Consider the following 26245-nt stretch of genomic DNA (forward strand, 5'->3'; position numbering starts at 1 on the left):
GCACCTCGGCTTCGCGTTCGTTGATGAGGGAGGGCGAGGACATTGCTCATCGGCCGTCCTCCTCGATTTTGCGGACGATCATGGGCTCGATCAGGTCTCGCCGACCCCAGTAGGTGCCCCGGTTTGGCATCGGCCGCGACCGGTCCTCAGCCGTCTCCGACCAGATCAGCCAGTCTTCGTGATAGTCGGCCTGCGGCTCCGGCAGCGGATCGAGGTAGACACGGCCACCCGTGGTGGTCACGTACTCCCCCGGCCCGTCGTAGCGGCCGGTCGCCGGCGTGGTGGTAGGAATGGTGCTCACGCCGCGGCCCTCCCTTCTAGGAAGACCATCACCGCCGACAGGACGTTCTCGATCAAAGCAGGCTGGTAGCCGCAGCCGGAACATTCCTGCCGGACGAGCCGGACGGCAGCGATTGCCCCGGCATCGGTCGTAGGTGCGGGTGGTGCCGTGCAGAGCCGTTCATAGGAGGCGCGCCATGTCGCGGCGGCCAGGGCTTCGCCCTCTGCGTCCGTCAGGTCGCCCGAGGCGTTGAAGACGGCGACCCCCTTCCGGTACTCACTGACCAGCGCCAACATCGGATCCTGGTCCGGCAAGCCATAGTCCCGCAGCACAGCTGCGTTCCAGCCCTCGGACCAAACGGTGGCGACCTTCCTGCTGGCGTCCCAGACCTCTCCGATCAGATGGATGAAGCAGTCCTTATGCTCCTCGGAGAGCACATAGCCGTTTTCGCACAGCGTCAGTTCGCACAGACACTGAAGGGCATTCGCTCGATCCTTGGCTTCGAAGATCGGCGTCTCGATCTCGCCCATGGCGTCAGCGAACGTCTCGCCGCGGGTGGTGGTACCGGTCATGACGCCCTCCGCAGATCGAAGGTCATCTCGTTCGCTTCGTCCCAAGAAGCGTGCACGGCCTCGAACATCGTCTCTGTCTGATAAACCGCCCACATCAGGGCCTCGGCGCGGTTCTGTCCGATGACGAGGCAACGTTGCCCAAGGACTTCCTCGTAGCGGCCCTGCTCCATCAGCATACGGACGATCCGCACCATGTTCAGCGCGTCATAAAGTGGCCCTTCAAGATTGCCAACGGCGTCGGTGACTTGATCCCGAGCGTCTGGCGCGTTGCCGCCGGTGGTGCTATCGGTGTGGATGTTCATATGCTTGTCCTGACCTAGGTTTGCGTTGGACTGCGGCTCGGCGGGATTGCACTCCCGACCGGGCCTTTTCTTTTCGTCGAGGGCGATCATGCTTCGCCCCTGACATGCTTGCTCCAAAGTGAGATGCTGGAGAGAACCGCGCCTGCGCCGTTCCGATACCGGCCGCCGTGGAGATGGCAGCCGCCGTCTTCGAGGATGGTGATGATGTCGCCGGGCATCTGCCGGTCATCGCCCTTCAGGGCCTGGCTGACACGGGTTAGAAGCTCGCTCCGCTTGGACGGACTGGCCCCCTCGATCGTGTCCTGATGCGGCCAGCCAACCAGAGCCCGGAAGGCATCCTCGATGTCGGAGATGTTGCCGCGCTCCAGCGCAGTCTCGATGTCGCTGAGGTGAAGGGTCATGCCGCGGTCTCCGTGAAGAAGCTCGTCAGCTTGCCGCGCTCGGCGACCCAGCGTGTGCCGACCTGCTTTGCAGGCAGGTGGCCTGATGCGAGCATGTCGTATGTCTGGCGTTCGTTTCGGCCGATCATCTTCGCGATCGCTGCGATCCCCCAAACCAGATCGATGGGTTGCTCATCATTTTGCGTCATTATCGGTAACCTCCTGGTTATATCCAGCAGGTATGTGTATCCAGCAGATATGATTGCGGGTCAAGCGCAAATCGTATCTGCTGGATATGACACTCAGGATTGTCGTGAAGATGGGCGTGAACCGAACCAACACTGATCAGTTTCAGCTACGCCTTCCGCCGGGGTTGCGAGAGCGGATCAAAGCGTATGCGGACACGCAGGGGCGTTCCATGAATGCCGAGATTGTCCGCATCCTTGAGCGTGAATTCCCAGAACCGGTATCCGTTGATGAACAAGTGGAGGAATTGCTCGGCCTTGTGTCCGCGCTGAACGAGACTAGCGCACAAGAGGGGCTAGCTCGTCTAAACCACGCGCTGCTTGAAGCAGTCGACAGGATCGCACTTGGTCGCGTCGAAGGAGTCTCTGAAGAAGACCAGAAGAAGGTCTGGAACCGGTTCGAAGCGTGGCGAGAACAAGTTCATGAAGAGCGGTATCACCGCGACATAGCGGATCTGGACGAGGAAGAACTCGAAGCAGTTTCTCGTGGTAGGGGCACCGCGAAGTTTGTCGATCCCGGCGGGGACCTCGATGACGAGGATCTGCAACAGTGAGCGTCCGCAAGCGCACCTGGACGACGAAGGGCGTCGAGCGATCGGCCTGGGTGGTCGATTACGTCGACGGCACCGGCAAGCGCCGGATGAAGACATTCGCGAAGAAGAAGGACGCTGACGGGTTCTCGGCCACGGCGCATGTCGAGGTCCGCGAGGGGACGCACGTCGCCGATAGCGTGAGCGCCACGGTCGAAACTGCCGGGAAGCTGTGGATCGCCAGTGCGACAGCCGCCGGCTTGGAGAGATCGACGATCGCCAGCTACGAACAGCACCTCCGCCTGCATATCGTTCCCATCCTCGGCACCACGAAGATCTCCGCCCTCACGATCCCCATCCTGCGAAGCTTCGAAGACGAGCTGCGTCAGAAGGACCGCTCGGCTGCGATGACGAGGCGCGTCGTGGTCAGCCTCGGCACGATGCTCGCTGACGCTCAGGAGCGTGGCCTGGTCAGGCGCAACATCGTCCGCGATCTGCGGGGCCGGCGAGGGGGCCGCGACGAGCGCCAGGAGAAGCGCCACAAGGGCCGCCTGAAGATCGGCGTGGACATTCCGACCCGGGAAGAGGTCAAGGCGCTCGTGGACGCGGCTGATGGCCGTTGGCGGCCGTTCCTTCTCGTGGCGATATTCTGTGGTCTGCGGGCGTCAGAGTTGCGTGGCCTGCGCTGGAGCGATGTCGATATGGCCAAGCGCGAAGTGCGCGTTCACCAGCGGGCCGACCGCTTCAACGAGATCGGCGCGCCAAAATCAGCATCTGGCGAGCGCACGATCCCGGCGCCGCCTATGGTCATCAACGCTCTGAAGGAATGGAAGCTGGCCTGCCCGGCAGGCAATCTCGACCTAGTGTTCCCGAACGGCGCAGGGAAGGTCGAAGAGCTGACGAACATCCTGCGCCGCGGATTGCGCCCCACGTGGATTGCAGCCGGCGTGACGGTCCCTGGCGACGACGGACGACCGAAGGCGAAGTACGGCGGGATGCATTCGCTCCGCCACTTCTATGCCTCGTGGTGCATCAATCGAAAACAGGAGGGCGGTCTCGGACTTCCCGCAAAGCTCGTGCAGGAGCGCATGGGGCACTCGACGATCGCGCTCACGATGGACCGATATTCGCACCTCTTCCCGAACCACGATGACGGCTCGGAACTGGCCCAGGCCTCGGCTTGGATGACAGCCTGACGCGACATGAACGCGACATAGGCGGTGGAATCCCTTATGGCGCAGGGGTGTTCATCCAATTTGTAAACCGAAGGTCGGGGGTTCAATCCCCTCATCCGGCACCATTCATCCAGACTGTCGAGCGTCCGTTCAGCCCAGATGCCGCCGCGTTGCGTAGAGCGCGATGGCGGCGGCGTTGGAGACGTTGAGCGAGCGGATCGCGCCGGGCATTTCCAGCCGGGCGAGGGCATCGACCGTCGCCTGGGTCTTCTGCCGAAGGCCCTTGCCCTCGGCGCCGAGAACAATCGCGATGCGCTCGCCGGAAAGGCTTGCCTCGAAGGATTCCGGACCGTCCGAATCAAGGCCGATGGTGCGAAAGCCCTGCTTCGAAAGTGCGCTGAGCGCATCGGCGAGATTGACCACCTCGATCTGGGTGACGTGTTCGAGCGCGCCCGAGGCAGCCTTGGCGAGAACGCCGCTCTCCTGCGGGGAATGCCGCGCCGTGGTCACCAGCGCATCGGCGCCGAAGGCCGTCGCCGAGCGCAGGATCGCGCCGACATTGTGCGGGTCGGTCACCTGGTCAAGGACGATGACGAGCCGGGCCTTGCCGAGGTCGCTCAGCCGGATCGCCGGCAGCGGCTCGGTTTCCAGCATGACGCCCTGATGCACGGCCTCTCCGCCGAGTTCGGCATCGAGGCGCTTCGGCTCGACCATCTCGACCGGGCAGCGAATCGCGTCTTCGGCGATCTCCAGGCGGGCGAGGGCGTTGCGTGTCACCAGCAGGGAGTGGAGCTTGCGGTGCGGGTTGTTCAGCGCCGCCGCGACCGTATGGATGCCATAGAGGCGTACCCGTCCGGCAGGCGCCGGGCGACCGGGCTGCGGCCGCCGCTTTTGCGCACCCGCGGGCGCCGCGCCGCCATCGGCGCGCTTGCGGTCGCGGTGGGCACGCCTGAGAGTGGCGTAATGGGTGTCCTTGGGGGTGCCCGAAGGCGTATCGTCGCTCATGCGGCCTCTCTATCCCACCCGGCGATGCGAAGAAAGCGGCGATCCCCGCGCGGGCTCCCTTGCTTCGCGGGGGACGCAGCGGGTCGGACATCCGGTTTCGTGCGGCGATGATCGACGCTGGGTGAAATTCGATGCGATTTCCAGTGCCATTCGGCGTTGACAGATTGCGCCAAGGCCATCATAAGGCCGCTCGGAAACGCTCGGTCCCGCGCCGAACGCTTCCAGCAGCCAGGCCAAGCGCCTGCATGCTTCGACGGCAGTCCGGAGGGGTGCCCGAGTGGTTAAAGGGGACGGACTGTAAATCCGTTGGCTATGCCTACGTTGGTTCAAATCCAACTCCCTCCACCACTGCCGGTCGAACGCTGATGCGAAGGCGCGGGTATAGCTCAATGGTAGAGCAGCAGCCTTCCAAGCTGAATATGCGGGTTCGATTCCCGCTACCCGCTCCAGCATCACTCTGAAAAGACTGCGGTTTTATCATTGATCTCTGGGGCCCGTTTCACTCGTTACACTGCCGTTACACTGGCGCTATGAGCGCAGCTTCTGCCGCGCCATCGCCGTCGTCCGATTGGATTCCAGCACATCGCTTCGGACATACCGGAGCGTCGTCTTCACGTTGGAGTGGGTGGCAAGCTTTCGCGCCGCCTCGATGCCGCCAACGGACTCGGCTTCGCTGATCGCGCCGGCCCGGGTATCCATCGACCAGATCGAATCCGGCACGCCGGCTTCCCGCGCGATCTCTCTCCATGCCTGGGCGTAATAATTCTCCCGGTACGGGACGCCCGTCTGTTCGCTCACGATGAGCGGCCCGATCTTCGGCAGGTCGTATTGCGCCAGCACCATCATGGTCAGCGGGCAATGGGTCAGGTCGTGGGACGACCTGGCCCCGGTCTTCGACGTGGCTTCGATCGTCAGGATGAGATCCGACGAAATGACCGATACGGACGGACCCTGCCAGCGTGTTCCGCCGCGAACGATACCGCCGTCACCCTTTGCGGCCGGAACCCACTCGCCGATGATGTCGATCCGGCGAAGGGCCGTGTCCCACTGAAGCGCTTGCGTGAGCGCGATCGAGTAGCGGCCCTTCTCCATCGCCTTCTCGACGACGGCGACGGCGTGCTCCCATTCGAGCATGACCTTGCGCGGTGCCGGCGCTTCGAAGCGGATGAGAGACAGGATCTCGCGGGCATTGCGGCATTCCGGATAGCCCTTCTCCACGCCATAGCTCATCACGGCGCGAAGCTTGCGAATGGCATTGTGCCCGCGATGGACACGCCCCTCGCTTCCCCACTTACGGTTCCATCGGCGGAAGTCGTCCCCGGTCAGCTCGTCGATCAGCCGCTCGCCGACAGTCTCCACGATGGTCTGCAGGCTGGGGTCGTAGTCGCGCTGGCGAGTGGAGCGCTTCAGGCTCTGATACGGTGAGAGCTCGTCTGCCCGATACTCACGAACCAGGCTGGCGATCGTGCCGTCATACGCCTGCTGCGCGCCGAGGTCGCGGAGATCGGCCCGAAGCTCATCGGTCCATCGCTGGCACAACTCGACGATCTGCGCTTCCGTTGCCGCCGCATCGATCGGGCGGACCCCTAACGACTTCGGCGCACCCTTCACCGCACGTTGCGGATTCCAGTAGTGCGCCGTTGAGCCGTCAGATCTCTTCCGCCCCTGATAGCCGGGGCGGTCCTTTCGTAAACGTGTCATCTCAGAACCTATCCTTCTCGACGACGGCAGGTCTGCCGCCGCGAGCATTGGGCTCCAATCCAGATGACCTGTCAAAGTACCGGTCGACCGCTTTGCTGTCGGTCTTGCCTGCCAGCACGTCGCGCTTGGGAAAATCCTTGGTGGCCCGGAACCGGCGCAGAGCCCGCTCGGTCAGGCCGAAATGGGCTCGCAGCTGCTCATCGGTCATGAAGCGGGGTGGGACCACGAACTCGTGTGTCATGTCGTTTCTCACAATTGAGAAGGGGGAGGGGGTGCCGCTCAGGCGGCCTGCTGCTGGGGTGCGGCGACGCCGCGGAAGTAGCCACGGGACTGCAGGTCCCGGAGCAATCGGCGCGCGGCCTTTTGCGCGCTGGCGTCCAGGCGCTCGATCTCGGCGGCATGCTCGATCGCGGGCAAGACGATGTCGAGCGCTCGCGACAGGTCGCCGCCGTCGACGATGACCATGTAGTCGGATTCCACGATCGCCTGCAGGGCGTAGAAGGCGATCAGCCCGGCCTTGTCGGTCCGCATGCCCTCGGCGCGGAAGGGCGCCATGACCTCGTCGTGCAGGCGGATGATGCGGCGGAGAAGCTTCACCTGCTCCTTGCGCGGCAGATCCTCGACGGGCGCCACCGAGGCGAGCGCGAGGAGGCGCTCAGCCTCCTTCGCGTCGGGATGGTCGGGATCGTTCACCCCGGCCACCAGGATCGAGAGGAGCATGTTCGGGAGCAAGCCGAACTCGACGCGCTGACGCTCGGACAGGTAGCTCATACGTCGTAGCCCTGTCGCCAGAGACCATAGCGGCGGACGACCTCGTCGAACTTCTGGCCGGCAACCTCGTCATGGTCGAGGTGAGCCCGGGTCTTCACGCCGCAGGTCAGACGAAGGGCGTCGGCGACCTCCTTCGCGCTGCTCGCGTCCATGAAGGACTGGAAACCCTTGTCGTCGCAGAGCATGCCCGCGCGCTTGGCGCGGGCTCCCCCCTTCAGCTCGGGCTCTGCTGCTCGCTGCTGTTCCGGGGCGCTCTCCCCTTCAGCATCGGGCGATTGCGACGGACCATCCTCAGCATCCGGCGCCACGCCATCGCTTTGGTCATCTGCGGCTTGACCGGTCGGCCCCGCCTGAACTCGATCCTCATTCCGGTTCTCCTGCTGCACGGTTGCGGGGTTCACAAGATCCACGACGACGCAGCCGTCGATGACGCGGATCTCGTAGCTGTCCGCGTCGATCTGCTGATCGCCCAAGAGGGCGGCCATCGCTTCGCGGATTGGAAAAGTGTGACGGTGGATGACCTCAGGCATAGCGCGTGATCCTCAGCGGTCTGAAGAGGGCGTTCACAGGATCTGGGAAATCCATGTAGACGTTGGTCGGGGGCAGCCTTGACCCTTCACCGTGTTCAATCCGGACTTCCGGCTCGGTGAACATCGGCCGCAGAAGCTCCGGCAGCTTCGCGATCTCATTCTCGAACGTCTCCGAAGCTGCCTCCTGCATGCGCTGCCGAAGACGGTCGTCCAGAGGCTCGCCAAGAAAGTCCTCAACGGCCGCCCATATCCGGTCTCCGATCTGCGGGTGCACCGCCAGCGCCTCCTGCATAGCCGCCTCTTGGCGAAGCGCGTCTCCGATAGGAAGCGTCATGTCCGCCTCCGCTGCTTCTCCCCGCGCCTGCGGGCCGCTCGATTGAGCGGCGCCGTTTCGGGCGTCTGGACATCGTCGACCATCATGTTGCGAGGAGAATCCTCGACCATGCGGTTCTCATTGGCGCAGCAGATCTCCCGGATCTCGGTGCGCGGATCGGTCTGGCCGACGAAGAGGTGAGGGCAGTCGGGACAGCGCATCAGTTGAGCCCTCCCTCGTGCTTCTTCAGTTCGCTCTCAGCCGCGCATTCGAGCGTCCGGTCGAACTGGTAGGAGAACTTGTTCAGGCAGCCGGCACAGTTGTGCCCGCCGTGCGATGCCGCGGAGATCCGAATGACCGCCATGCTGGCGATGTGGATGATCTCGGCGACGAGCGCGCCGGCATCCCGGGTCGATTCGCAGCGGTCCACCGCGTCGGCGATCGCGTCTTCGATGACGCCGGAGGTCCGCTTGTCGACCGTCGCTGGGTTGCGCCGCATTTCGGCGGCGACCTGGTGGTAGGGGTTTGCGGTCATCAGAAGCACACCTCCATACTCGGGATCGGCGCCTCATTTGCCGGGGTTAAAACGGCGTCCTCTTCGTCCCATCCGCGTGCTAGGCGTCGGGAAACCGTCGAATAGGGCGCGTAGGCGAAGTATTCGATCGCCGCCGCCAAGCTGAAGACATGGCCGCAGACGTTCACGACGCGATTGCGCCGCGTGTTGCGAGCTTGCTCTACTCGCGTCGCCCACCGGCAATTCTCGGGGCTATACCCGAGGGCATTCTCCCGCCGATCAAGCGAATGCTCGGGGCTGGGCTTCGACCCCATGTCTAGGAGGAAGCACTCAAACCCGGTCAGCCCATCCGAGCCTCGGAGCCAACGATCGCAGACCGTTATTCCGCAGCCGCCATAGTCGCGATAGCGCGCCTGACGCTTGTTCAGACACCGGTTCTTCATCGCAGTGAAGGCCCGGTACTCCGGCGAATCTACCCGGCCTCCGCCGGCGAGCCGCCGTGTGTGGCCGTGGACAATCTTTTTCATGGGGTCACCACCGTTAGATTCTTGGATGCGCGGGTGACGGCCGTGTAGAGGTGCCGCGCCGCGTTCGCGCCGAAGAAGCGGCTCTCGTCGAACACGACCACGTCGTCCCACTGCGAGCCTTGGCTTTTGTGGCAGGTGATGGCGTAGCCGTAGTCGAACTGCTGGGTGCGCTTGAGAGACTTGAACGGGATCTCCTCGATCCGCGCCTTGCCCTGAAAGAAGTGCTCGTAGACCGACGCCTTGAACGCTTCGCGGCCCGGGTCCTCAGGGTCGTGCATCGTGAAGTTCAGCACCCGGCCGTGCTCTGTCCGGCGCGGCCTGCGAACCTTCTTCACGCGGAAGGTCTCGCCGTTCGAGATCTTCAGGTTCCTGTCGTTCCGCAGGCAGATGAGCGTCTCGCCCACCTGCGGCGTGTCGCCCTCGAAGCCGGAGATCTCGCGAAGCCTGTGATTGTAGCGTTCGCGGGTGGCGTTCCTGCCGACGATCACGGCGCCCGCCGCCGGCACCAATGCCGGGTCGAGTTCCGTCTTGCGGCAGATGGTCAGCCCGTCGAGCTGACGTGGTCGACCGTCGAACCGTCCCTCGCGCACTTCCGTGGCGAGCTGGATGATGGGGCTGTCGGCCGCCTGCCGGTGGACGTCGGTCAACATGAAGGCCGGCTCGCTGGCGGTGAAGAAGCCTGCGCCCTTCACCGGTGGCAGCTGGCCGGGATCGCCCAGCACAAGCACCGGAATGTCGAAGGAGAGGAGATCCCGTGCGAGTTCCTCGTCGACCATCGAGCACTCGTCGATGACGATCAGGCTGGCGTTGCGAACCCGCACGTCGGTCATGTGAAGCGTCACCTGGCCAGTCTTCTCATCCACCTCGGGGTGGTAGATAAGCGAGTGGATCGTCGAGGCCTTCTCGCAGCCGTTCGCCCGCATGACCTTGGCGGCCTTGCCGGTATAGGCGGCATAGCGCACCTCGCCGTTCACCTGCTCGGCGATCGTCCTGGCGATCGTGGTCTTGCCGGTGCCGGCAAAGCCCGCGAGGTAGAAGAAGGGCGCGTAGCGGATGCGCAGCCAGGCCGTCACCTTGGCGTAGGCATCCTGCTGCTGGGGAGCGAGCTTCATGGCTTCCCGCCTTCCTTGGCAGTCATCGCCATTTCCTCCAGCTCTCGGGCCGCAAGTTCAATCCCTCTTTCGATGACCGACGTGAGGGAAATCGCGTAAGGCCCAACTTGCGAGGCGGCATCAAGCCGAGCGCGCGCCTCCGTTGAAAGGCGGACAGTAAGCGATGTGCTCTTCTGCTGCTCAGCCATCAGACCCGACCTCCACCCCCAGCTGCGACAGCTCGACGTCGACGTCGATCAGCTTGTCTGCGGCGATCTCCGCAAGGAGGTCGACGAGGCGCTTGGAGGCGTCCTCCTCGCGAAAGCCGAGGCGATTGAAGATGCCGGCCAGAGAGAGGTCGCTCGCCAAGCCCAGGCCAGTGATGGGATCTCGCTCATCGCCGTCGTAGACGACCTTGGTGTTCGGCAGGCCGACGACGCGGCTCGCATTACGAAGCGCGCGAGCGACTTCCGCGTAACCCTTACGGCGTTCGAGGAGACGGCCGGCTTCGTGGATCTGCGATGGGGTCATGAGAACCTCCTGATGGATTTGAAAATCTCGTGGGCTTCGCGAAGGCGCTTCAGGCCTTCTTCGCGGGCTTCGGTTGCCCGGATCACGTCCTCGCGGACCTCTGGGGTCCACGGGGCAAGCCAGCTGCCCGGCACCCGTTCGGTGCGGTAGGGCCCTTTGCCGGCGGAGGTGCCGATGGCGCGCAGCTTCACGGCATGGAACCGCTCGCCATACGGGCACCGCTCACCCGTCACGCCGCTTACATATTCGCCGACGCTGAAGGCGCTCATCTGCGGATGGCAGACGAAGACCCTGTCGCCGGGCCGCAGTGGTGGGAGATCGGGAGGGCGGCGCGGCATTGGTCAGCCCTCACCACGGCGGCCTAGTTCCCGCCGCGCGTTGAACTTCACGTCTTCCTTGAGGTCGTTCTTGTCGCTAACGATCCACTGCAGGTAGTCGAGCGGCAGGTCTGAGAAGCGCGTCCCCGAATGCTTGCCGAACGGGATCGTCAGCATGCGGCGGGGCTCCTTCGAGACCTTGAGCAAGGCTTCGAGCCGGTATTCGGCGAGGAGCGCCAGCAGGATGTGCGCGGTGACGTAGGTGTCTGGCCCGGCGCGGTGCGACGGGTGCGACTTCGGATCGTCGTATTCGACCAGGTTCTTCGCGTAGCGAATCGTCTGGTTCTTGTGGTTCGGCAGGTCAGGCCAGATCGCAGCAGCCGCCTTCATCGTGCAGATGAAGGGCGTTCGCTTGTCCGGGAAGAACGCGGAATCGAACTCGGCGTGATGGGCGGCGAGATAGTCGACGCCCTCCAGGAGCTGCGGCAGCCGCTGGGAAAACTCCGGCTTGCCGACCAGCATGTCCTGGACGATGTGATGAACGCCCATCGCCGCCGGCTCGATGTCACAGGTGACGTCGCACAGCTCGGAGTGCGGGCCGTCCTCGATCTGCCAGCCTTGGCCGGGGAAAAGCCGGACGTCGGTCCAGCCGATCTCGATGACCTCGGCGTCGACGGCCATGCCGGTCGTCTCGGTGTCGATCACGCGGACGAGCGTGAAGGGCGCGGCATCCTCAGGAGTGCGCAGCATGAGCACCCTCCTTGACCAGCTTGGTCTTGGCGTAGGCGAGGCGCTGGCCTTTATGCCGCGCCTGCGCCGCTTCCCGGGCCGCCGCAGGCGACCCGCTGTCGACGTCGAGGGTCTTGGCCTCGCCCGTCTCGACAATCGTGAAGTGGACGCGGAAGAGGGGCATCAGCCTTCCTCCCCTTCGCCCTCGCCGGCATCGGCCGGGTTGTCGTAGCCGTCCAGCCAAGCGGCCTGCAGGCGCTCGTCGTTGCGGAACTTCGCCGGCATGGACTTGCGGGCCATGTTCTTCGCCCGCGCCTCACGGCCGGCGGCTGCAGCCTCGTCGATGGCATCGACCTCGGCGCTCGCGTCGGACTGGTCGGCCTGCTGCTGCTGCTCGGCCTTCTTGTCCTGCGCAGGCTTCGCGTCGGCCTTCTGCTTGCGCTCGATCGTCTCGGTCTGAGCATCCTCGATGATCTCGCCGGTGTTCGGATCGTGCGCGACGTCGTCGCTCTCGTCCGCGATCGCGTCGAGGCGGCCGGCGAGGGAGCGAGCCCGCTCCTGCTGCTCGTCCCGCTGGGCGCCCTCGGTGTTGAGATCGTAGAGGTGATCGTCCCGGCGGATGAGGTCATCGAGATCCGACGACATCGGCAGTACCTTCGAGTGCCGTCGGGCAACCGTCTTCTTCGCCATTTCCGGATAGAAGGTCGGGTCCTTCCACGGGCCGTTCTGCGCCCGCGACTTCTTGCGGATCTCCTCGACCTCGCTGACCGACATGACGTCACGGCTCTTCTCGCCGCTCTTCAGCGTGGCGACCGAATAGACCGCGATCAGCTTGCCCCGTGCCTGGAGCGTCGGCCTGTGCTTGATGTAGGGGTTGTCGCCCAGCTCGAACTCGAACAGGTCGTTCTCGTAGGCCGCCTGCACGTCCCAAGTGGCGATCTCGCCCGAGTTGCGGACCTTCTTACGGATGCCGCCGATCATCGGCATCCACGTCACTTCGCCTTTGTAGGGCACCATGGCGCCCTCGCGCCCGTCCGGCAGAAGGCCGTCCTGAGCGGCCTTCATGGCGGAGTTCCAGAGCGAGCTCCGCGTGCATTCGAGCAGCGTCGGGTTCTGCTGGATGGCGGTCATGACGACGCGCTCGAACCGCTCGGGCGGGATGTGCGATGGCAGGGCGCGGGTGAACTCCGCGGTCATCCGGCCCATCTGCGCCCGCACCTCGACGACCGCGGTCTTGTTTGCCTGTCTGGCCATGTGGGATCTCCTGTCGCTCGCCGCCTCAGCGGAACGAGGCCTTGGTTTCCTTGAAGAAGGTCACGCCCTTGACGGCGACCGTGTCCTTGTTCTTGCGAGCGAAGGCGTTGACCGCCTTGTCGATTTCGGCGGTCGAGAAGACCGAGCGAAGCTTGTTCAGGTCGACCTTCGAGTAGTCGTCGACCTTGCCGACCCACTTGCCGGTCGTGGACACTGTCCCGGCGCCGGTGCGCGTGCGGGTGAGGTCGGCGGACGATGCCGTTGCCTGCCGCGCAAGTCTTTCGGCACGCTCAGCGGCCTCGGACGCTTCCTGCTCGGCGATCTCACGGCTCACGCTGCCGGCGTTCGCGTCGGCGGCCTCCTGCGCCTTCTGGCGGGCCTCCTCCTGCGCCTTCTCGTGCTCGGCAGCGATGCGGCGGCGCTCGGCCGCTTCCTGGGCGCGCTGGAATGCGGTCGTGCGATCGGTCAGGACGGTCTTGATCCGGTCCAGACGATCGGTGAGCACGCGGAAGAAGGCGTTGGTCTCGCGCTGGGCCTTGAGGTGCGGTTCGTTCTCTTCCGACCGGTTCCCCTCGGCGGTCTTCGCCAGCTCGCGGCTTTCCTTGACGATCTTCGTCGCCGCCTCGATGTCCTCGTCAGTCGCGAACTCCTTCGGCAGGGCATCCGCCTTCTTCGCGACCGCGTCGATGTCGCCGATCAGCGAGCCGTAGGAATCCTTCAGCACCTCGTCGCGTGGTGGTCGGTTGTCGCCAGCGACTGCCCGCGGGTTCTCCGCGGCGTCGGCCGTCGTCTCAGAAACTGCCATCGTAGGATTCCTTCTTCGGTTTGATGCGCAGGACGCGAGTGGTCGTCGCCTTGACGACGTGGCCGGGCCTGCGCTGGGTGGATGCGGTGATGTCGAAGCGCTCGGTCTCGCCGCACTCGGCGTTTCCGAGCGCGTAGATCAGCTGCGGTTTCAGCTCGTCGCGGAGCGCGGTGGCGTCGCGGATCGCCTCGCCGGCGCGCTGATATTCGTCGATGAGCGCGTCGACCCCGGCGACACCGGTGAGATCGATCCGGTCTGGCTCGCTCTCCTCGAACACGCGCATGATGGTCCGGCCGTCACGCCCCCAATCGGGGTCCATTTCCTCGCCGGATTCGACGATCGCCCAGAACTCGGCGACTGCTCGCTTGATGCGTTTCCAGACGCCGTCGTGGATCGGCATGTCGATCGGCTCGAGGTCGAGCGTGCCCTCGCCGACAACGAGCGGGGCGATCGTCGCCCACGCGGCGCCGGTGAGCTTCGCCTCGATCAGCGTCTGGACGGCGATCCACAGCGGCGGCACAACGTCGCCGGTGTCCGGATCCACCCACTTCGTCCGGAACGCCGGACGGGACACGGTCTTCACCTGGATGACGCCGCGGCCCTGAATGTCGTCGCGGTAACCGAAGGCGTCAGGCGTGCAGCCGATGCGGAGGTCGGTGTCCCGGGTGTAGGCGCGGTCGTTCTTGTAATCGATCGTCCAGTTCGGACGCTCCTCGCGCAGCAAGTCGATCGCTACCGGCTCCAGCAGGCGTCCACGCTGCATCGGCTTGGTCTCTTCGAGATCGCGTGACACGCGGCCGGTCTTCTCGGCCCAGAGCGAATAGGCGGTGACGTATTCGTGGACGCCGAGGAGGGCGCCGGCGACGGAGGCGGTCACATCCTTCGAGCGCGCCTTGTGCCAGGCAGCCTCGTCCTTCGGGAGGATGGTGCGAATGGTCATCGTGCGGAGACGCCCGCCTCGAACGACCGCGCCAGGCCGGTCGCATAGCTCGTGGCGAGAATGGCCATGACAGCCTGCGCGTCGGCGACCGCGAGGCGGTCACCGCGCATCCACGCGGCGATCAGGTCCTTGGCGTTTCGTGATGGTGGGAAAACCGGCATCGGCTAATCTCCTTCGCCGGGAGTTAGCGCCAAACGCCAATGTCCTGTCAAGCAAATATTCGCAAAAAATGCTAAGGTTCTGATCGCGCTGAATGACAGCCTCGCGCGGATACGCCAACCCCGGAAGTCAGGCGCGGCGTTTCGGATGGGCTCGCCGAGAGCCCATTCCTGCCCTGAAGGGCCGTCACGTTAGACGATCACCCACAGCGTCCGTGTCGACGTGTGAGGAAGATCTCCAACGTGGAAATAATCGCTAACGTAGGGGTTCTTTGTCCGCGCGGCGCACGCCTACGGGTGCGCGCACGTGAACGATCTCCGCCGTCAGATCAAGACGGAAAATCGCAGAGCTTTCTCGCTGTGGAGAAGCTAATTCGACGCGGAAAGAGGAGGCTGCTTCGGTGGCCTGCGCCTACCTGGCCCGCTCTCGGGCCCACTGCACGCAGTCGGGCAGAATAGCCTTCATCGGCTGCACCTGCGTGTCTGGATAGTGCCCAGCCACCTTGATGCAGGCGTTGAGGTGCTGGTACTCCACGCCAACTTCGTCTGCGTAGGGCTGCAGAAGTTCCGACCGGACGAAAAGCCCGAGCTCGTTGTATTCCTGCGCCGTCATGTCTTTTACCGCGTCGTAGCCACTGGCTGCGAGGGCCGGCGCGGCGCCTGCGACGATGATTGCTGCGACGAGGGATCTCATGCGGGGCTCCTCAGTGCCGATGATACCTTGGTCCGTCGGAACTGGCTGGCGGGGATGATGGTGAAGATCTCGCCGATCCACTCCAGGGCAACCCCGGTGATCGGCCGGGCATTCCAACTCAACAGGGCGATGTCGTCGCCGTCGCGCATGATCTGCTTGAGGTAGCGCCTGCCGTCCATCGTCCGGACTGCGGCCTCCTCACCGAAGAACGTATAGATGGGCCGGCGCTGCTCCGTGAAGACGAGGATGACGTCGCCCTCGTTGAAGCGCGGCAGCATCGAGTCGCCACGCACCTCGAAAGCCACGATACCGTCAGGCACGGGGAAGGGGATCTCGACCTGGTGCAGGCCTTCCGGCGGCACCTGCTCGAACTCCGGTTCGATCTCGGCGCCCGCGCCGATGTAACCCATCACCGGGACCTCGTGCTTATCGGACCCGCCCACCAGCTCGTCCGGCCGCACCCGCAGGATCTTCGCGATCTGCTCAAGGCGGGCGCCAGACGGAACCGACGATTTGCGCTCGATGCGGTTCATCGTGGTGACGTGCACCCCAAGCGCCTCGGCGAGGTCCACCTGGGACATCCCGCGCAATTTTCTGATTGAGGCGATCTCGTTAGACATTTCATAGCCTTAGCGTCCGGCGCCTATAAAATCATTGGCAAAGCGCGCTAATGATGCTTGACAGGGCCTTAGCGAATGTTGCTAAGGTTCGGCCATGGACCTCAGAACATGGCGCCAGAAGCAGGGCCTCACACTGCTCGAACTCGCACATCGGCTCGGCATCGGCGGCAACAACCCGTCGAGTCAGGTCAGTCGAATCGAGCGTGGCAGGCACGCCGTCGACGCCCTGACCGCTGAGAAGATCGTAATCGTAACGAATGGCCAGGTTTCAGTTCTGGACCTGCACAACACCCGCAAGGCGTGGATGTTGGAGAATACCCAGGCTGCCCATCAGGCGGAGCACAACTCCGCCGAGGCTGGCGCCTGATGAACACCCCGGCGCGCACCTCTACCCGCAATCGTGCAAGCGCGCCCTTCGCCGGCATGCCCTCCGTCTTGGTGGGCCTCGTGCAGACCATGCCGGCCTTTCCTTCGTCCTCATCGCTCCGCTCCTTCCGTCTCGTCTCTGAGACTGAACGTAGCGGCAACAGCTTCCGCAACCTTGGGTGTTTTCCCCAAGGCCTTCGAACCTCGGGAGATCGTCATGTCTAGTGTCGCCGTCGCCCGCAATCGCGTGCGTGATCTGGGCCTGCTGTTGGCACCAGAGCAGCCCGTGAAGGTTCGTCTCGACCGACTCCACCGGGAACTCGTCAAGCGCCTGCCGGATCTCACCGAACGCCGGGTGCGCGCCTACTACGACGGCGAGGTTCGCCGCGTTGAGCACGACGAAATGGTCGCCATTACCGAAGCGCTCGAACTTCAGGAGGCTCGTTGTGAGCACCGGGACTTCCTTGCCGCAACCAACCGGATGGTGGCGCTTCTTGCCGCCGAGGGTGCGGGGCTCTCTAGCGCGCAGATGGCTGCGCTTGGGCGAATTGCGAAGCAGGCGCCTGTTGCTCGAAGCGATCAGGCAGCGAGAGCGCTATCGGCTCAGGGCGGAGCGCGTTGCGCCGGAGCTCGTGTCTGATGAGCGCCGGCCCACTCTCCAAGGTGAAGACCGAAATCGCCCATCGGATGCGAGCCCATGGCTCTCCCGTTGCGACGATCGCGAAGATGCTGGCCGAGAGCGAGACGAAGATCCTCGCAGTTTTTGAGCCCTCCCGCCCGCTGAGCGCCGCCGTGGTGAGCGGCGCACCGGACACCGAGAAGGCACGTGCTGCTCGCAGGCGGCCGCTCGTTACCCGAGCCCAGACATCCGGCTCGGCGGTTCGTGCGGCGGACCGCGACGACTTCTACGACCGCCTCGCCGAAATCCCACCAGACACCCGCGACCTGACCGGTCGGATCCTCGGGGATCCGATTCCTGGCCGGCGGGCAATCGACCGCCGGAACCAAGGAGCGAAGTGATGGCAGGCAATCTGAAGAACAGGGCCGATCAGGGCGAAATGCGCGACATCGTTGAGCGCATCGAGAAGCTGAACGGAGAGAAGGAATCCGAGCGCGGCACCTACATGCAGCGCTGCGCCAAGATCAACGAGCGCATCGACCAGGTTCTCGAGGAGGCCAAGGACAAGGGCCTGCCGAAGAAGGTCGTGAAAGCCGTGCTGAAGGCGCGTGATCTGGAGCGCAGGGCGGACGCGCAGTTCGATGCCCTTGAAGCTGACGACGCCGAGCTGTTCCACGACATTCGCGAGGCCCTCGGTGACTTCGCCGACAGCCCGCTCGGCGCCGCCGCCGTGCAGCGTGAGGAATCCGGCCAGGACGAGACCACCGCAGCCATCGTCGGCGCCATCGAGGCGGACGAGGAGCGCGAGAAGATCGACGCTCAGAAGGCCGAGGACGCGGAAGCCTTCGGCGACGACAGCAAGGTGACTTCGATCGATCCCAAGGCCGCTCGCGCGAACCGAGCCAAGAAGACCGCGAACGCCTGATCCCTTTCCGCATGGCGTCATGCCGCGACGAGCCATGCGGATCGGCTGCCACTTCGTCTTCGTCCCCGTTGGCGGAGTGGCAGCCATCACCCCTCAACCGTGAAGGACTGACCGCATGGAAACCGCACCGCAGAACCGCATGGTCGACAGCGCTGACGATAATCGCACCGCGAACAACGCCGTTCGCCACCAGTATCGCGTCCTCTCCGAGGAGGAGAAGTCGCAGATGCAGGAGATCAAAGACATGGGGGCGGCGTTTATCGCCAAGCTCCATGAGATTGGCGGGACCAACCCGACTGGCCAGTCCTTCGGATCTCGCGATCTCTCCCTCGCCAACACACACGCCGAAGACGCCGTGATGAGGGCAGTGCGCCACATCACTCGCTGACCAGTAGCCAGCGGCTCCGGCTGCGAACCTCCTCCCGTTCGCAGATGGCCCGTCGGCAGAACCGGTGCACCGGAGCTGCCACCACTCTCCCGGCCGGAGCGGGAGAGCACCCAATTTTACGAGGGGCCCAATGATCTTCTGGATTCTAGCGAGCTTTGCTGTCGGGTTTGTCCTCGGCGCCGCCGCAGTCGTTGGCCTTCTGGCCCGCGCCATAGGACCGCTGTGGTGAGCCCGGTGCGCGCCCCAACCATCCTCTTCATCGACGCGGCCTCAGCTGCCGGCTGGGCCTTCGGGCCCGCCGGGCAGGCGCCGCGCTCTGGCTCTTTCCGCTGGGCTTCTGTCGGCGCGTCTCACGGCGCGATCTCGTGGGGCGTCATCCGCTGGATGCAGAAGTTCCTCGCCGAGAATAAGCCGGACGAGGTGGTCTACGAGAAGCCAATGACGCCCACCCAGATGGGCGGCAAGACCAATGTGGCTACCACCCGCATGCTCATGGGCATTCCGTTCGCGATCGAAGGGATCTGCTACGGTCTCGGCCATCGCAAGCTCTCTGAATTGTCAGTCGACTCCATCCGCAAGCACTTCATCGGCCGCAATGTTCGCGGCGAGGAGGGCAAGGAGAAGGTTTGGCGGAAATGCGTCGGCCTCGGCTGGATCGACCCCGAGAGCGACGATGATCTGAGCTTGGACCGGACCGACGCCCTAGCCGGTTGGTCCTATGCCGAGACCATCCTTGCCCCAAGGCTCGCAACGCCCGTCGATGACCTGGTCGTGGCGGCCGAGGCGAAGAAGCGCGGGAAGGTGTTCCGGCCATGAGTTCGCACGCCTGCCCATGCTGCGGCGGTGCGATCGCGCCGCTCGAACTGGTCATCGACTATGAGCACCGCCGTGTGACGCGCGCCGGCGTGACCGTTTTGGTGCCGCCCTCCGCCTTCACCCTTCTTGTCCGGCTGGTTGACGCTTACCCGCGGGTGGTGTCCCGGGCCGAGCTTGCGGAGGGCATTGGCCCTCACGCGCTCAAGAAGGCGTTCAGCGTCCATATGAGCCGGCTGCGCAAGCGGATCGAGGCTCTAGGCATTCGCATCGACGTGAATTTCGGCATCGGCCACGCTCTTCGCCTCGTCGATCCGTCGGCAACCGACGAGCCAGATCGGCAGGCGACCTACGCTCGGCGATCGATTGGCAGCGGCGACGTTGCTGTCGTGCGGATGCTCCTCGCGCAGGGGCTCGGCAACGTCGAGACGGCGATGCGGGCGAATGTCACCCTCGCCAACGTCCTGTCCATCGCTTCGAGCCCGGCCGAACAGGTGCGGCCATGAGCGAGACGAAGGTCAAGAGCGCCCATGTGTGGGAGCGCAACGAGCACGACTGGTATGTCGAGCCCGAGGTCGCAACCCTCCAGCTGCTCTCTCAGGAGCGCTTCGTCGGCCGGATCCACGATCCATGCTGCGGGCAGGGGAACATCGTCCGGTCGTTGATCGCCTCCGGCTACCCCGCAAGCGGCTCCGACGTCGTGGATCGAACTGGCGGCGCCGGCTGGTTCAAGGGGGAATCCGACTTCCTCAGCGACCGCGCCTGCTTCGCCGACAACATCGTGATGAACCCGCCCTTCTTCAAAGCGAAGGGGGCCGAGGCCTTCATCCGCAAGGCGCTGTCGGTCGCCAGGGGCAAGGTCGCGGCCTTCGTGGACGTCCGGTTTATCTCCGGCGCCGGTCGCGCAAACGACCTGTTCGCCGAGTTCGCCCCTGATCGCGTCTGGATCCTGACGCCGCGCGTCTCATGCCCGCCGGGCGAGGTGCTGCTCGCCGGCGGCAAGGCCACCGGCGGCACCGCGGACTGGTGCTGGCTGGTCTGGGACAAGACCGCCCCCTTCACGGGTACCACCCTTAACTGGCTGCGTAGGAGCGCCTGATGCCATACGTCTTCGACTTGCTGTCCTTGGCCGTCCTGGTGATCGGGATGGTGGGCGTCCTCCGCTCTGGGCGGGCGTGGGGCCCGGGCGAAAAGTTCTTCATGATCTGCCTTGGCTGGGCCTGCATCCGCCTCGTGATGCCGGTCTACTGGCTGGTGACGTCATGAGCGAGAAGCGCGTCAAGGGCGCAGCCTTCTTCGACATCCCGATTGTCGACTCCCTGAAGCTCAACCGGACGATCGTCGATCGCGGCGAGGCTGGCATCACAGTCGGCACCCGTGATCGCAACGCCAGCCCGAATGCGACGGTCGTCAACGAGGAAGTCTCGTTCACCATCGCCGAGCTGCAGTCGTGCGCGATCCTCGTCATGGAGGGAAATCCCCGCGTGACCGAGGTGAAGGGCAAGCAGATGGGCAAGGTGCTCGCTGCCGGCGTCATCGCCCTCGCTCATGCGATCGGCCTCGCCCAACAGGGGCAGGGCGAATGACCTCGCTCCCCATCCTCAACCTCGCCGTGGCTCTGCTCGTCTCGGCGCTCCTCTTCGGCATCGGGATCGGGGTGTGCTTCGACCCTTCCGAAAGTGCCCGGACCCTGCGGGCAGTCATCGGCGCAGCGCTCATGACCATGGGCGCCTTCGTCTACCTCCTCGTCTACATCGCGGTGATCTGATGAACGTCTTCTACGTCTGCACCACTCACACCAGCGCGGCCACCGGGCGACCAAGCTGGTACTTTTTCGAGGCCGATGTCGCTGGCCTCGCGGAGCTAACCCAGCGCCTGAACGACGGCGAACTGATCTACGGCCACGTCCTGAATTACACACGCGATCCGGACGGCGACGAAGGTCTGCGAATCGTGGTCGGCGCCCGCGAGCACGTCCTCAGCAAGCACGAGGTCAAGAATGCGGCTGTCCCGCATTGCCGGTTCGTTCGGTACGAGGACGAGGGGGCGACCCTTGCTGTGAACGAGGTGCGCCCATGACTTGCATCGTGGGGCTTGTTGCCGAGGGCCGCATTCACATGGGGGCGGACAGCGCCGGTGTCGCTGGCCTGGACCTCGTGGTCCGTGCCGACCGCAAGGTGTTCCGCAATGGCGAGTTCGTCATGGGCTTCACCTCGTCTTTCCGGATGGGGCAGCTGCTGGCCTACTCCCTCACGCCGCCGCGGCGTCACGCGGACGAGGATGTGTTCGCCTTCATGGTGAAGGACTTCGTCGACGAGGTGCGAAGCTGCCTGAAGCGCGGCGGCTTCGCTTCCTTGAACAATGGTGTTGAGGAGGGCGGGACCTTCCTCGTCGGCCATGCTGGCCGCCTATTCGAGGTGGCGGGGGATTATCAGGTCGGCGAGTGCGCGCTTCCGTTCGCTGCCTGCGGCTGTGGCGCGCAGGTGGCATTGGGATCGTTGCATTCGACCGAAGGTCTCTCTCCGGACGAGCGAGTGCTGAAAGCGCTGCAGGCGGCGGAGGCGTTTTCGGCTGGCGTCCGCGCCCCGTTCCACACTGAGGTGCTCGGGTGACCAACGCCATCCGCATTGGCTTCATGGCCGGGCGCGGCGTCTCCGTCGAGGAGATCGCCGCGCAGTTCAGCACGCAGCCGGGCCTCATCCGCAATGCGTTGCGTGTCGCTGGTGTCGAGGTGCCGAAGAGCGCCGGCGGCCCGACGATCCACCTGATCGTGCCGATCGCATCCTTCATTCCCGAGATCGACGACGTCGGCCGCCGCCGGAAGATGAGCCGCGAAGAAATCGCGTGCGAGATCCTCCGCGTCGTCATGGCCGGCGGCGCCGGCGACATCGAAGCGATCATCGACAGAGGTGACAGATCGTAATGGCAACCGAAGGGTTCGATCTCAGGCCCGGCGCCATCGAGCACGTCGCGCAGGCTTTCCTCGAGGCGAGCCAAGGGGCGCCGAACAAGCACCTGTCGACGCCCGGGCGGGAGCTGCGCTATGGCCGCAACGGCTCACTGTCGGTCGACCTCGTCAAACAGACCTGGCACGACCACGAGGATCAGACGGGCGGCGGGGTCTTCGACCTGCTGCAGTCCTTCGGCGGGCTCAACAAGGCCGAGGCAGTCGAGTGGCTGCAGAGCCACGACTACCTGCCGAAGCGCGACATGCCGCAGCGATCGAACGGGAAGGGGGCATCGGCCCCCTCGAACATTCCCGGGGGATTCCCCGACTGGATGGATCCGAAGCCGATCGCCTGCTTCGAATATCACGACGATCACGGGCGCCTGGCCTATCAGGTCCTGAAATTCCCAAAGGATGCGCAGCGCCGCTACATGCAGCGCCGCCGGGCACCGGATGGCGGCTGGATCTGGGCGCTGCAGGCCGGCGACTTCCACAAGATCAAGTCCGGGGACTGGTTCAAGGTCAAGGACGACAAGGTCTACCCGGAGGTGCGCCGCTTCGAGGAGTCCGAACGCTGGCTCTACCATCGCGCCGAGGTGCTGAAGGCGATCAAGGCCGGCACGCCAGTCTTCCTGACCGAAGGCGAGAAGGACGTCGAGACGCTGCGCGCCTGGGGTTTCGTCGCGACGACGAACGCGGGCGGCGCGAAATACTGGCAGGAGTCCTTCAACGAGGATCTCGCCGGCAGCAACATCGTCATCCTCAACGACAACGACGACCCCGGCCGGACCCGCGCGCTCGTGCGCGGCGGCGAACTGAGGGGCAAGGCGAAGACGGTCCGGCTGCTGGATCTGTCGAAGCACTGGCCGGACATGCCCGAGAAGGGCGACGTGACAGATTGGGCGGAGAAGGGTGGCGGCACCAAGGATCGGTTCGCCGAGCTGGCCAAGGACGCGCCGCTGTGGCGGCCGGAGCCGCCGAAGACCCGCTTCGGTGCACTGCAGTGGAACGAGATCGATTCCGCCGGGCCTGAATACGAATACCTGATCGACGGCTGGCTGACTGAGCACGGCCGGTCGATCATTGGCGGGCCATCGCAGTCCGGCAAGAGCTTCCTCGCCATCCATGCGGCGCTGTCGGTGGCGCGCGGCGTCGACTTCTTCGGCTGCCCAACCAAGCGCGGCGGCGTGATCTATCAGGCGGGCGAGGGCGCCGCCGGCGTGAAGAAACGGATCAAGGCCTACCGCGCACACTTCGGGGTCGAGCTGGACGACGATGTGCCGCTCGTCTTCCTCGGTGCCAAGGTCGACCTGTTCTCCAAGGAAGGCGACACGGCCCCCCTGATCGAGGAGATCAAGGCGCAGGCGCTGATGATGTCGGAGAAGCTTCGGCTCATCGTCATCGACACGCTGGCCACCGCCACGTCAGGCGCCGACGAGAACTCCGGCAAGGATATGTCGGTCGTCCTCGCGAACATCGCCAAGATCGAGCAGGAGTGCCGCGCGCACGTCGTTCTCGTCCATCACATGAACTCGGAAGGCCGCAAGCTGCGTGGCCACACGTCGCTGTTCGCTGACGTCGACCAGGTCATCACGGTGACCATGGACGAGGACAGCCGGATTCGGACGGCCGTCCTGGCCAAGCAGAAGGACGACGAGAACAACATCAAGATCGCCTTCGAGCTGCATTCGGTGAAGGTCGGCTATCACGAGCGTCTGCAGAAGGACATCACGTCCTGCGTCGTGCTGCCGGTGGGCGAGAAGGAGAAGCTGAAGGCCGAGCAGGAGCGCCAGGGGCTCTCGGTGAACCCGACCGAGCGGGACATCATGACCTACCTGTTCGAGGCGATCGAGCGCTACGGCGTCTTCGTTGCGTCGAGCGACGACGGGCCGCCGGCGGCCATCGGCAAGGTGGCGGTGGACTTCCGCCGGGTAATCGACATCGCGGTATCCAAGACCGTCGCCGAGGAGGACCCGAAGAAGGCGCGCGACGCTTTCAGCAAGCGCTTCAGCCGGGCGATGGGCGGTATGCTCAAGGCTCGCCTGATCGGCATCGACCGGCCGTTCATCTGGTGGACCGGCAAGCCGATCCGCGGATTCCCCCGCACCTTCGGCAGGCAGGATGAGTATCAGCGCGTGCCACCCCAGATCTCGAGCGACACGTCGCCCGGTCTGGACGAGGTCCTCGATGAGCCGGAGATCCCGTTCCTATGACGAAGCTACTCCCGCAGAAGCGCCAGACCTACACCGAGAAGCAGCGCTTCATCGTCTATGTTCTCTGGCTGCACGGTGCGACCGAATCCACGGCCGGCAAGGTCGCCGGCCTGCGCAAGAAGCAGGTCGCCGGCATCATCGCGCGGTCCGAATACACCAATCGCGGCGCCATGACGCTCGACCAGCGGGCGGCCTACCTCCGAGAGCTGGCCGCTATTCGCTATGATGAACAGGGCAAGCCTGTCGACGACGGGTTGCTGCCGGATCTCGTGTTCATGCCGTCGACCGGCTAGGTTCGTCTTCACCGCTCCTTAGATCTCCGCGTGTTGATGAAGATGGGCGAGTAGCTAATCCCGATCGAGAGGGGTCTTGAATTGAAAAAACCCGTCATAGGCGAGCGTCAAGCTGATCTACTGCAGAACAATTGCTACAACTTGCAAGGCTTAGCGGAGAGACTTCGCGAGGCCGGGTATGGACAAGAGGCAAGAGACGTCGACAAAGCCGCAAATGAGCTGTTTCGCATCGGCGCCAGCCTGAGGGAGGAGCTCAACAGGAAATGGGCCCTCAAGAACAGGAGCCGGTAGGTGGCGGGAACTATCGAAGAGCGCAAGCGCAAGCTGCGAGATGGCGGTTGGCAGCCTCACCCGCAGGCGTCGATGCTGCGGCCGGTCGAATCCCGGCCGCGCTCCATTGCCGGGCTCGACTTCACGGACACCGAGACCGTCGTGAAGGACGGCGAGCTGCGGGTCGAGGCGATCCGCGTCTTCGCCATCGTCAACGAGAACTCCGATGCGTTCTCGCACCTCGTCGTTCAGGGCTGGCTCAAGCGCAACCACGAAGCGCAGTCGACGGCGGACATCCGGGCGGTGGTGGCGAACCGCTATCGCTCGCTCCGCGAATCCTCGCAGGTCTCCGCCCTGAAGGGGCAGAGCTACGAGCCGCGGATGTCGGTTGGTGGGGGCGGCGGCCGGAGTGTCAGCGATCACGCGCTCGACAGCATTCGAGTGCTGGAGCGGATCAACCAGACAGTCGCCGATCACAATGCGCTGGTCGCCGTGCAGCAGGTGCTCTGGGAGGACCGCTGGATCTGGGCGGGGAAAAAGGGGAAGGCGGCGACGCGGCAAGTGAACCGCGTTCTCCGCGGACTTGACCACCTCGCCGCCTCCTTCGGCTACATCACGCCTGACGAGGTCAGGCTGCGTTGGACTGCTGACTGATCGCCTTGCGATCTTCTTCGGCCTTGATCTCAGCTTCACGGGCTTTGCCCAGCTCGACCAGCTCGTCGTCTGCCTGAGGGGACCAGGGCGGCAAGCCAACGCGCAGTGCGGACATCGCGAGCTGCTCCTGTCGCGTCAGGTCCCTGTTCCCTGTTGCGAGCATGCTGGTGGTTCGGGCGTTGCCGATACCGAGCAGCTCTCCCGCCGCCTTGTTCGTCAGCCCCATCGCCGCCGCCCATCGGCGGAACAGGGTCGGGCTCTTGCGCATGCTCACTCCTCCTTCATCGCCTTGTCGGTGATCGCCTTGGCGATCGCCCGGTTCTTGGGATCCTGCAGCAGGCCGATCACAACAGCTGCTACGTGGGGGATCTCCTGCTCGTCGTCGAGCCACTTCACGATGCGCGCCTGGGGCACGCCGTAGAGCAGCGCGAAGCTGTGCGGGTTCAGCTCGGCCGTGCGCAGGGCAACGGCCAGTTCCTCGCCGGTCATGCGAGTGTATTCCCCCTTGCGCTTGGACTCGACCCGGCGATGGGTGAGCTTGGCAGAGAGGGCGCGCTGTGCCGCGCCCTCCGCTTCCTCGGCCGTGTCGAACCGGGCCACCTGACCGCCGACCTTCACCAGCTCGGGGACGAAACCGGCAAGGGCGAACTGCCCGACGAACCGATCTCCTCGGGCGAGGGCCTTGGCGATGGGGCGGGATGCCGGCTTGTCGGCCATGTCGGAACTCCGTGCGCTGGCCTGCTCGTATAGCGCAGGGACATGCAGGAAGTCAG

46 protein-coding genes and 2 tRNA genes are annotated in these 26245 nt (G+C 64.7%); 21 read left to right on the top strand and 27 right to left on the bottom strand.

All coding sequences use genetic code 11. The annotated features are described in order from the left end of the window. Window positions 1-46 precede the first annotated feature (46 nt). Genes H9Q09_RS00725 through H9Q09_RS00745 form a run of 5 tightly spaced genes read right to left on the bottom strand, consistent with a single transcriptional unit; the run spans window position 47 to window position 1743 of the window. Window positions 47-301 carry a hypothetical protein gene (locus H9Q09_RS00725; RefSeq protein ID WP_187389491.1) on the bottom strand — a complete coding sequence of 85 codons (255 nt, stop codon included), beginning with the start codon at window positions 299-301 and terminating at the stop codon, window positions 47-49. Beyond that, window positions 298-852, bottom strand: a complete 555-nt coding sequence (locus H9Q09_RS00730; protein ID WP_187389492.1) for a hypothetical protein — start codon at window positions 850-852, stop codon at window positions 298-300. Before H9Q09_RS00730 ends, H9Q09_RS00725 begins: the two co-directional genes overlap by 4 nt. Further along, on the bottom strand, window positions 849-1244 hold the full coding sequence (locus tag H9Q09_RS00735) for a hypothetical protein (protein ID WP_187389493.1): 396 nt from the start codon (window positions 1242-1244) through the stop codon (window positions 849-851). The genes H9Q09_RS00730 and H9Q09_RS00735 overlap by 4 nt, the downstream gene beginning before the upstream one ends. Continuing rightward, window positions 1241-1555, bottom strand: a complete 315-nt coding sequence (locus tag H9Q09_RS00740; RefSeq protein WP_187389494.1) for a hypothetical protein — start codon at window positions 1553-1555, stop codon at window positions 1241-1243. The genes H9Q09_RS00735 and H9Q09_RS00740 overlap by 4 nt, the downstream gene beginning before the upstream one ends. Continuing rightward, the gene (locus H9Q09_RS00745; protein WP_187389495.1) at window positions 1552-1743 is read right to left on the bottom strand and encodes a DNA-binding protein; all 192 of its coding nucleotides are present in this window, start codon (window positions 1741-1743) and stop codon (window positions 1552-1554) included. Before H9Q09_RS00745 ends, H9Q09_RS00740 begins: the two co-directional genes overlap by 4 nt. 53 nt (window positions 1744-1796) lie before the next feature. Between H9Q09_RS00745 and H9Q09_RS00750 the strand changes: the two genes are divergently transcribed. After that, window positions 1797-2333 (top strand): Arc family DNA-binding protein, encoded by a 537-nt coding sequence (locus tag H9Q09_RS00750; protein ID WP_187389496.1) that lies wholly within the window; start codon window positions 1797-1799, stop codon window positions 2331-2333. Next, a complete protein-coding gene (locus tag H9Q09_RS00755) occupies window positions 2330-3505 on the top strand; it encodes a site-specific integrase (protein ID WP_187389497.1) in 1176 nt (391 codons plus the stop codon). Before H9Q09_RS00750 ends, H9Q09_RS00755 begins: the two co-directional genes overlap by 4 nt. 129 nt (window positions 3506-3634) lie before the next feature. Here H9Q09_RS00755 and rlmB read toward each other — a convergent pair whose 3' ends face one another. Further along, complete coding sequence (gene rlmB, locus H9Q09_RS00760; RefSeq protein WP_187389498.1) at window positions 3635-4489, bottom strand: 23S rRNA (guanosine(2251)-2'-O)-methyltransferase RlmB; 855 nt, start codon at window positions 4487-4489, stop codon at window positions 3635-3637. Window positions 4490-4752: 263 nt separating this feature from the next. Between rlmB and H9Q09_RS00765 the strand changes: the two genes are divergently transcribed. Then, window positions 4753-4837 (top strand) — tRNA-Tyr (locus H9Q09_RS00765). Between the two features lie 27 nt (window positions 4838-4864). Then, window positions 4865-4938: transfer RNA gene (locus H9Q09_RS00770), tRNA-Gly, on the top strand. Between the two features lie 79 nt (window positions 4939-5017). Here the strand turns inward: H9Q09_RS00770 and H9Q09_RS00775 are convergent. From H9Q09_RS00775 to H9Q09_RS00865, 19 genes are all read right to left on the bottom strand, one after another. After that, window positions 5018-6190 (bottom strand): site-specific integrase, encoded by a 1173-nt coding sequence (locus H9Q09_RS00775; RefSeq protein ID WP_187389499.1) that lies wholly within the window; start codon window positions 6188-6190, stop codon window positions 5018-5020. 1 nt (window position 6191) lies between these two features. After that, a complete protein-coding gene (locus H9Q09_RS00780; protein WP_187389500.1) occupies window positions 6192-6431 on the bottom strand; it encodes a hypothetical protein in 240 nt (79 codons plus the stop codon). A gap of 38 nt (window positions 6432-6469) precedes the next feature. Continuing rightward, a complete protein-coding gene (locus tag H9Q09_RS00785; RefSeq protein ID WP_187389501.1) occupies window positions 6470-6961 on the bottom strand; it encodes a hypothetical protein in 492 nt (163 codons plus the stop codon). Next, window positions 6958-7491: a hypothetical protein gene (locus tag H9Q09_RS00790; protein WP_187389502.1), complete on the bottom strand. Its 534-nt coding sequence runs from the start codon at window positions 7489-7491 to the stop codon at window positions 6958-6960. The genes H9Q09_RS00785 and H9Q09_RS00790 overlap by 4 nt, the downstream gene beginning before the upstream one ends. Next, window positions 7484-7825 (bottom strand): hypothetical protein, encoded by a 342-nt coding sequence (locus tag H9Q09_RS00795; RefSeq protein WP_187389503.1) that lies wholly within the window; start codon window positions 7823-7825, stop codon window positions 7484-7486. The genes H9Q09_RS00790 and H9Q09_RS00795 overlap by 8 nt, the downstream gene beginning before the upstream one ends. Before the next feature lie 199 nt (window positions 7826-8024). Further along, the gene (locus H9Q09_RS00800) at window positions 8025-8339 is read right to left on the bottom strand and encodes a hypothetical protein (protein ID WP_187389504.1); all 315 of its coding nucleotides are present in this window, start codon (window positions 8337-8339) and stop codon (window positions 8025-8027) included. Then, window positions 8339-8845, bottom strand: coding sequence for a hypothetical protein (locus H9Q09_RS00805; protein ID WP_187389505.1), 507 nt, complete (start codon window positions 8843-8845; stop codon window positions 8339-8341). The genes H9Q09_RS00800 and H9Q09_RS00805 overlap by 1 nt, the downstream gene beginning before the upstream one ends. Next, window positions 8842-9957: an ATP-dependent RecD-like DNA helicase gene (locus H9Q09_RS00810; RefSeq protein ID WP_187389506.1), complete on the bottom strand. Its 1116-nt coding sequence runs from the start codon at window positions 9955-9957 to the stop codon at window positions 8842-8844. The genes H9Q09_RS00805 and H9Q09_RS00810 overlap by 4 nt, the downstream gene beginning before the upstream one ends. Further along, window positions 9954-10145, bottom strand: a complete 192-nt coding sequence (locus H9Q09_RS00815; RefSeq protein WP_187389507.1) for a hypothetical protein — start codon at window positions 10143-10145, stop codon at window positions 9954-9956. The genes H9Q09_RS00810 and H9Q09_RS00815 overlap by 4 nt, the downstream gene beginning before the upstream one ends. After that, window positions 10138-10467 carry a hypothetical protein gene (locus H9Q09_RS00820; RefSeq protein ID WP_187389508.1) on the bottom strand — a complete coding sequence of 110 codons (330 nt, stop codon included), beginning with the start codon at window positions 10465-10467 and terminating at the stop codon, window positions 10138-10140. The genes H9Q09_RS00815 and H9Q09_RS00820 overlap by 8 nt, the downstream gene beginning before the upstream one ends. Then, the gene (locus tag H9Q09_RS00825; RefSeq protein WP_187389509.1) at window positions 10464-10736 is read right to left on the bottom strand and encodes a hypothetical protein; all 273 of its coding nucleotides are present in this window, start codon (window positions 10734-10736) and stop codon (window positions 10464-10466) included. The genes H9Q09_RS00820 and H9Q09_RS00825 overlap by 4 nt, the downstream gene beginning before the upstream one ends. Window positions 10737-10808: 72 nt before the next feature. Further along, entirely contained in the window at window positions 10809-11534 is a 726-nt protein-coding gene (locus H9Q09_RS00830; RefSeq protein WP_281414900.1) for a DUF3820 family protein, read from the bottom strand. After that, entirely contained in the window at window positions 11518-11697 is a 180-nt protein-coding gene (locus H9Q09_RS00835; protein ID WP_187389511.1) for a hypothetical protein, read from the bottom strand. Before H9Q09_RS00835 ends, H9Q09_RS00830 begins: the two co-directional genes overlap by 17 nt. Further along, the gene (locus H9Q09_RS00840; protein ID WP_187389512.1) at window positions 11697-12767 is read right to left on the bottom strand and encodes a recombinase RecT; all 1071 of its coding nucleotides are present in this window, start codon (window positions 12765-12767) and stop codon (window positions 11697-11699) included. Before H9Q09_RS00840 ends, H9Q09_RS00835 begins: the two co-directional genes overlap by 1 nt. A 25-nt stretch (window positions 12768-12792) precedes the next feature. Next, window positions 12793-13572: a hypothetical protein gene (locus tag H9Q09_RS00845; RefSeq protein ID WP_187389513.1), complete on the bottom strand. Its 780-nt coding sequence runs from the start codon at window positions 13570-13572 to the stop codon at window positions 12793-12795. After that, window positions 13559-14512, bottom strand: coding sequence for a YqaJ viral recombinase family protein (locus H9Q09_RS00850; RefSeq protein WP_187389514.1), 954 nt, complete (start codon window positions 14510-14512; stop codon window positions 13559-13561). Before H9Q09_RS00850 ends, H9Q09_RS00845 begins: the two co-directional genes overlap by 14 nt. Beyond that, on the bottom strand, window positions 14509-14673 hold the full coding sequence (locus tag H9Q09_RS00855) for a hypothetical protein (protein WP_187389515.1): 165 nt from the start codon (window positions 14671-14673) through the stop codon (window positions 14509-14511). The genes H9Q09_RS00850 and H9Q09_RS00855 overlap by 4 nt, the downstream gene beginning before the upstream one ends. Window positions 14674-15082: 409 nt before the next feature. Continuing rightward, window positions 15083-15364, bottom strand: coding sequence for a hypothetical protein (locus H9Q09_RS00860; RefSeq protein WP_187389516.1), 282 nt, complete (start codon window positions 15362-15364; stop codon window positions 15083-15085). Further along, the gene (locus H9Q09_RS00865; protein WP_187389517.1) at window positions 15361-15984 is read right to left on the bottom strand and encodes an XRE family transcriptional regulator; all 624 of its coding nucleotides are present in this window, start codon (window positions 15982-15984) and stop codon (window positions 15361-15363) included. The genes H9Q09_RS00860 and H9Q09_RS00865 overlap by 4 nt, the downstream gene beginning before the upstream one ends. Before the next feature lie 94 nt (window positions 15985-16078). On the opposite strand from H9Q09_RS00865, the gene H9Q09_RS00870 reads away from it, so the two are divergent. The 17 genes from H9Q09_RS00870 to H9Q09_RS00950 all read left to right on the top strand — a co-directional run bounded on the left by H9Q09_RS00870 (window position 16079) and on the right by H9Q09_RS00950 (window position 25472). Next, on the top strand, window positions 16079-16351 hold the full coding sequence (locus H9Q09_RS00870) for a helix-turn-helix transcriptional regulator (RefSeq protein WP_187389518.1): 273 nt from the start codon (window positions 16079-16081) through the stop codon (window positions 16349-16351). Between the two features lie 216 nt (window positions 16352-16567). Further along, a complete protein-coding gene (locus H9Q09_RS00875) occupies window positions 16568-16990 on the top strand; it encodes a hypothetical protein (protein WP_187389519.1) in 423 nt (140 codons plus the stop codon). Continuing rightward, complete coding sequence (locus tag H9Q09_RS00880; protein WP_187389520.1) at window positions 16990-17370, top strand: hypothetical protein; 381 nt, start codon at window positions 16990-16992, stop codon at window positions 17368-17370. Before H9Q09_RS00875 ends, H9Q09_RS00880 begins: the two co-directional genes overlap by 1 nt. Continuing rightward, window positions 17370-17894, top strand: a complete 525-nt coding sequence (locus tag H9Q09_RS00885) for a DUF2312 domain-containing protein (protein ID WP_187389521.1) — start codon at window positions 17370-17372, stop codon at window positions 17892-17894. Before H9Q09_RS00880 ends, H9Q09_RS00885 begins: the two co-directional genes overlap by 1 nt. A 115-nt stretch (window positions 17895-18009) precedes the next feature. Beyond that, the gene (locus H9Q09_RS00890) at window positions 18010-18282 is read left to right on the top strand and encodes a hypothetical protein (RefSeq protein WP_246715949.1); all 273 of its coding nucleotides are present in this window, start codon (window positions 18010-18012) and stop codon (window positions 18280-18282) included. 225 nt (window positions 18283-18507) lie between these two features. Then, window positions 18508-19098: a hypothetical protein gene (locus tag H9Q09_RS00895; protein ID WP_187389522.1), complete on the top strand. Its 591-nt coding sequence runs from the start codon at window positions 18508-18510 to the stop codon at window positions 19096-19098. Next, entirely contained in the window at window positions 19095-19601 is a 507-nt protein-coding gene (locus H9Q09_RS00900) for a winged helix-turn-helix domain-containing protein (protein WP_187389523.1), read from the top strand. Before H9Q09_RS00895 ends, H9Q09_RS00900 begins: the two co-directional genes overlap by 4 nt. Then, window positions 19598-20194 carry a hypothetical protein gene (locus tag H9Q09_RS00905; RefSeq protein ID WP_187389524.1) on the top strand — a complete coding sequence of 199 codons (597 nt, stop codon included), beginning with the start codon at window positions 19598-19600 and terminating at the stop codon, window positions 20192-20194. Before H9Q09_RS00900 ends, H9Q09_RS00905 begins: the two co-directional genes overlap by 4 nt. Further along, window positions 20194-20361, top strand: coding sequence for a hypothetical protein (locus H9Q09_RS00910; RefSeq protein WP_187389525.1), 168 nt, complete (start codon window positions 20194-20196; stop codon window positions 20359-20361). Before H9Q09_RS00905 ends, H9Q09_RS00910 begins: the two co-directional genes overlap by 1 nt. After that, window positions 20358-20681 (top strand): hypothetical protein, encoded by a 324-nt coding sequence (locus tag H9Q09_RS00915; protein WP_187389526.1) that lies wholly within the window; start codon window positions 20358-20360, stop codon window positions 20679-20681. The genes H9Q09_RS00910 and H9Q09_RS00915 overlap by 4 nt, the downstream gene beginning before the upstream one ends. Further along, window positions 20678-20863: a hypothetical protein gene (locus tag H9Q09_RS00920; RefSeq protein WP_187389527.1), complete on the top strand. Its 186-nt coding sequence runs from the start codon at window positions 20678-20680 to the stop codon at window positions 20861-20863. Before H9Q09_RS00915 ends, H9Q09_RS00920 begins: the two co-directional genes overlap by 4 nt. Then, a complete protein-coding gene (locus H9Q09_RS00925; protein ID WP_187389528.1) occupies window positions 20863-21174 on the top strand; it encodes a hypothetical protein in 312 nt (103 codons plus the stop codon). Before H9Q09_RS00920 ends, H9Q09_RS00925 begins: the two co-directional genes overlap by 1 nt. Next, the gene (locus H9Q09_RS00930) at window positions 21171-21707 is read left to right on the top strand and encodes a hypothetical protein (RefSeq protein WP_187389529.1); all 537 of its coding nucleotides are present in this window, start codon (window positions 21171-21173) and stop codon (window positions 21705-21707) included. Before H9Q09_RS00925 ends, H9Q09_RS00930 begins: the two co-directional genes overlap by 4 nt. Continuing rightward, a complete protein-coding gene (locus tag H9Q09_RS00935) occupies window positions 21704-22018 on the top strand; it encodes a hypothetical protein (RefSeq protein WP_187389530.1) in 315 nt (104 codons plus the stop codon). Before H9Q09_RS00930 ends, H9Q09_RS00935 begins: the two co-directional genes overlap by 4 nt. Next, complete coding sequence (locus tag H9Q09_RS00940) at window positions 22018-24255, top strand: AAA family ATPase (RefSeq protein WP_187389531.1); 2238 nt, start codon at window positions 22018-22020, stop codon at window positions 24253-24255. Before H9Q09_RS00935 ends, H9Q09_RS00940 begins: the two co-directional genes overlap by 1 nt. Continuing rightward, window positions 24252-24548 (top strand): hypothetical protein, encoded by a 297-nt coding sequence (locus H9Q09_RS00945; RefSeq protein WP_187389532.1) that lies wholly within the window; start codon window positions 24252-24254, stop codon window positions 24546-24548. Before H9Q09_RS00940 ends, H9Q09_RS00945 begins: the two co-directional genes overlap by 4 nt. A gap of 291 nt (window positions 24549-24839) precedes the next feature. Next, entirely contained in the window at window positions 24840-25472 is a 633-nt protein-coding gene (locus H9Q09_RS00950; protein WP_187389533.1) for a hypothetical protein, read from the top strand. On the opposite strand, the gene H9Q09_RS00955 is transcribed toward H9Q09_RS00950, so the two are convergent. Together H9Q09_RS00955 and H9Q09_RS00960 are read right to left on the bottom strand one after the other, a co-directional pair. Continuing rightward, a complete protein-coding gene (locus tag H9Q09_RS00955; protein ID WP_187389534.1) occupies window positions 25447-25740 on the bottom strand; it encodes a hypothetical protein in 294 nt (97 codons plus the stop codon). The genes H9Q09_RS00950 and H9Q09_RS00955 overlap by 26 nt on opposite strands. Window positions 25741-25742: 2 nt before the next feature. Continuing rightward, a complete protein-coding gene (locus H9Q09_RS00960) occupies window positions 25743-26189 on the bottom strand; it encodes a hypothetical protein (RefSeq protein ID WP_187389535.1) in 447 nt (148 codons plus the stop codon). Window positions 26190-26245 lie beyond the last annotated feature (56 nt).

The organism is Aurantimonas sp. DM33-3 (assembly GCF_014334315.1).
Lineage (GTDB): Bacteria > Pseudomonadota > Alphaproteobacteria > Rhizobiales > Rhizobiaceae > Aurantimonas > Aurantimonas coralicida.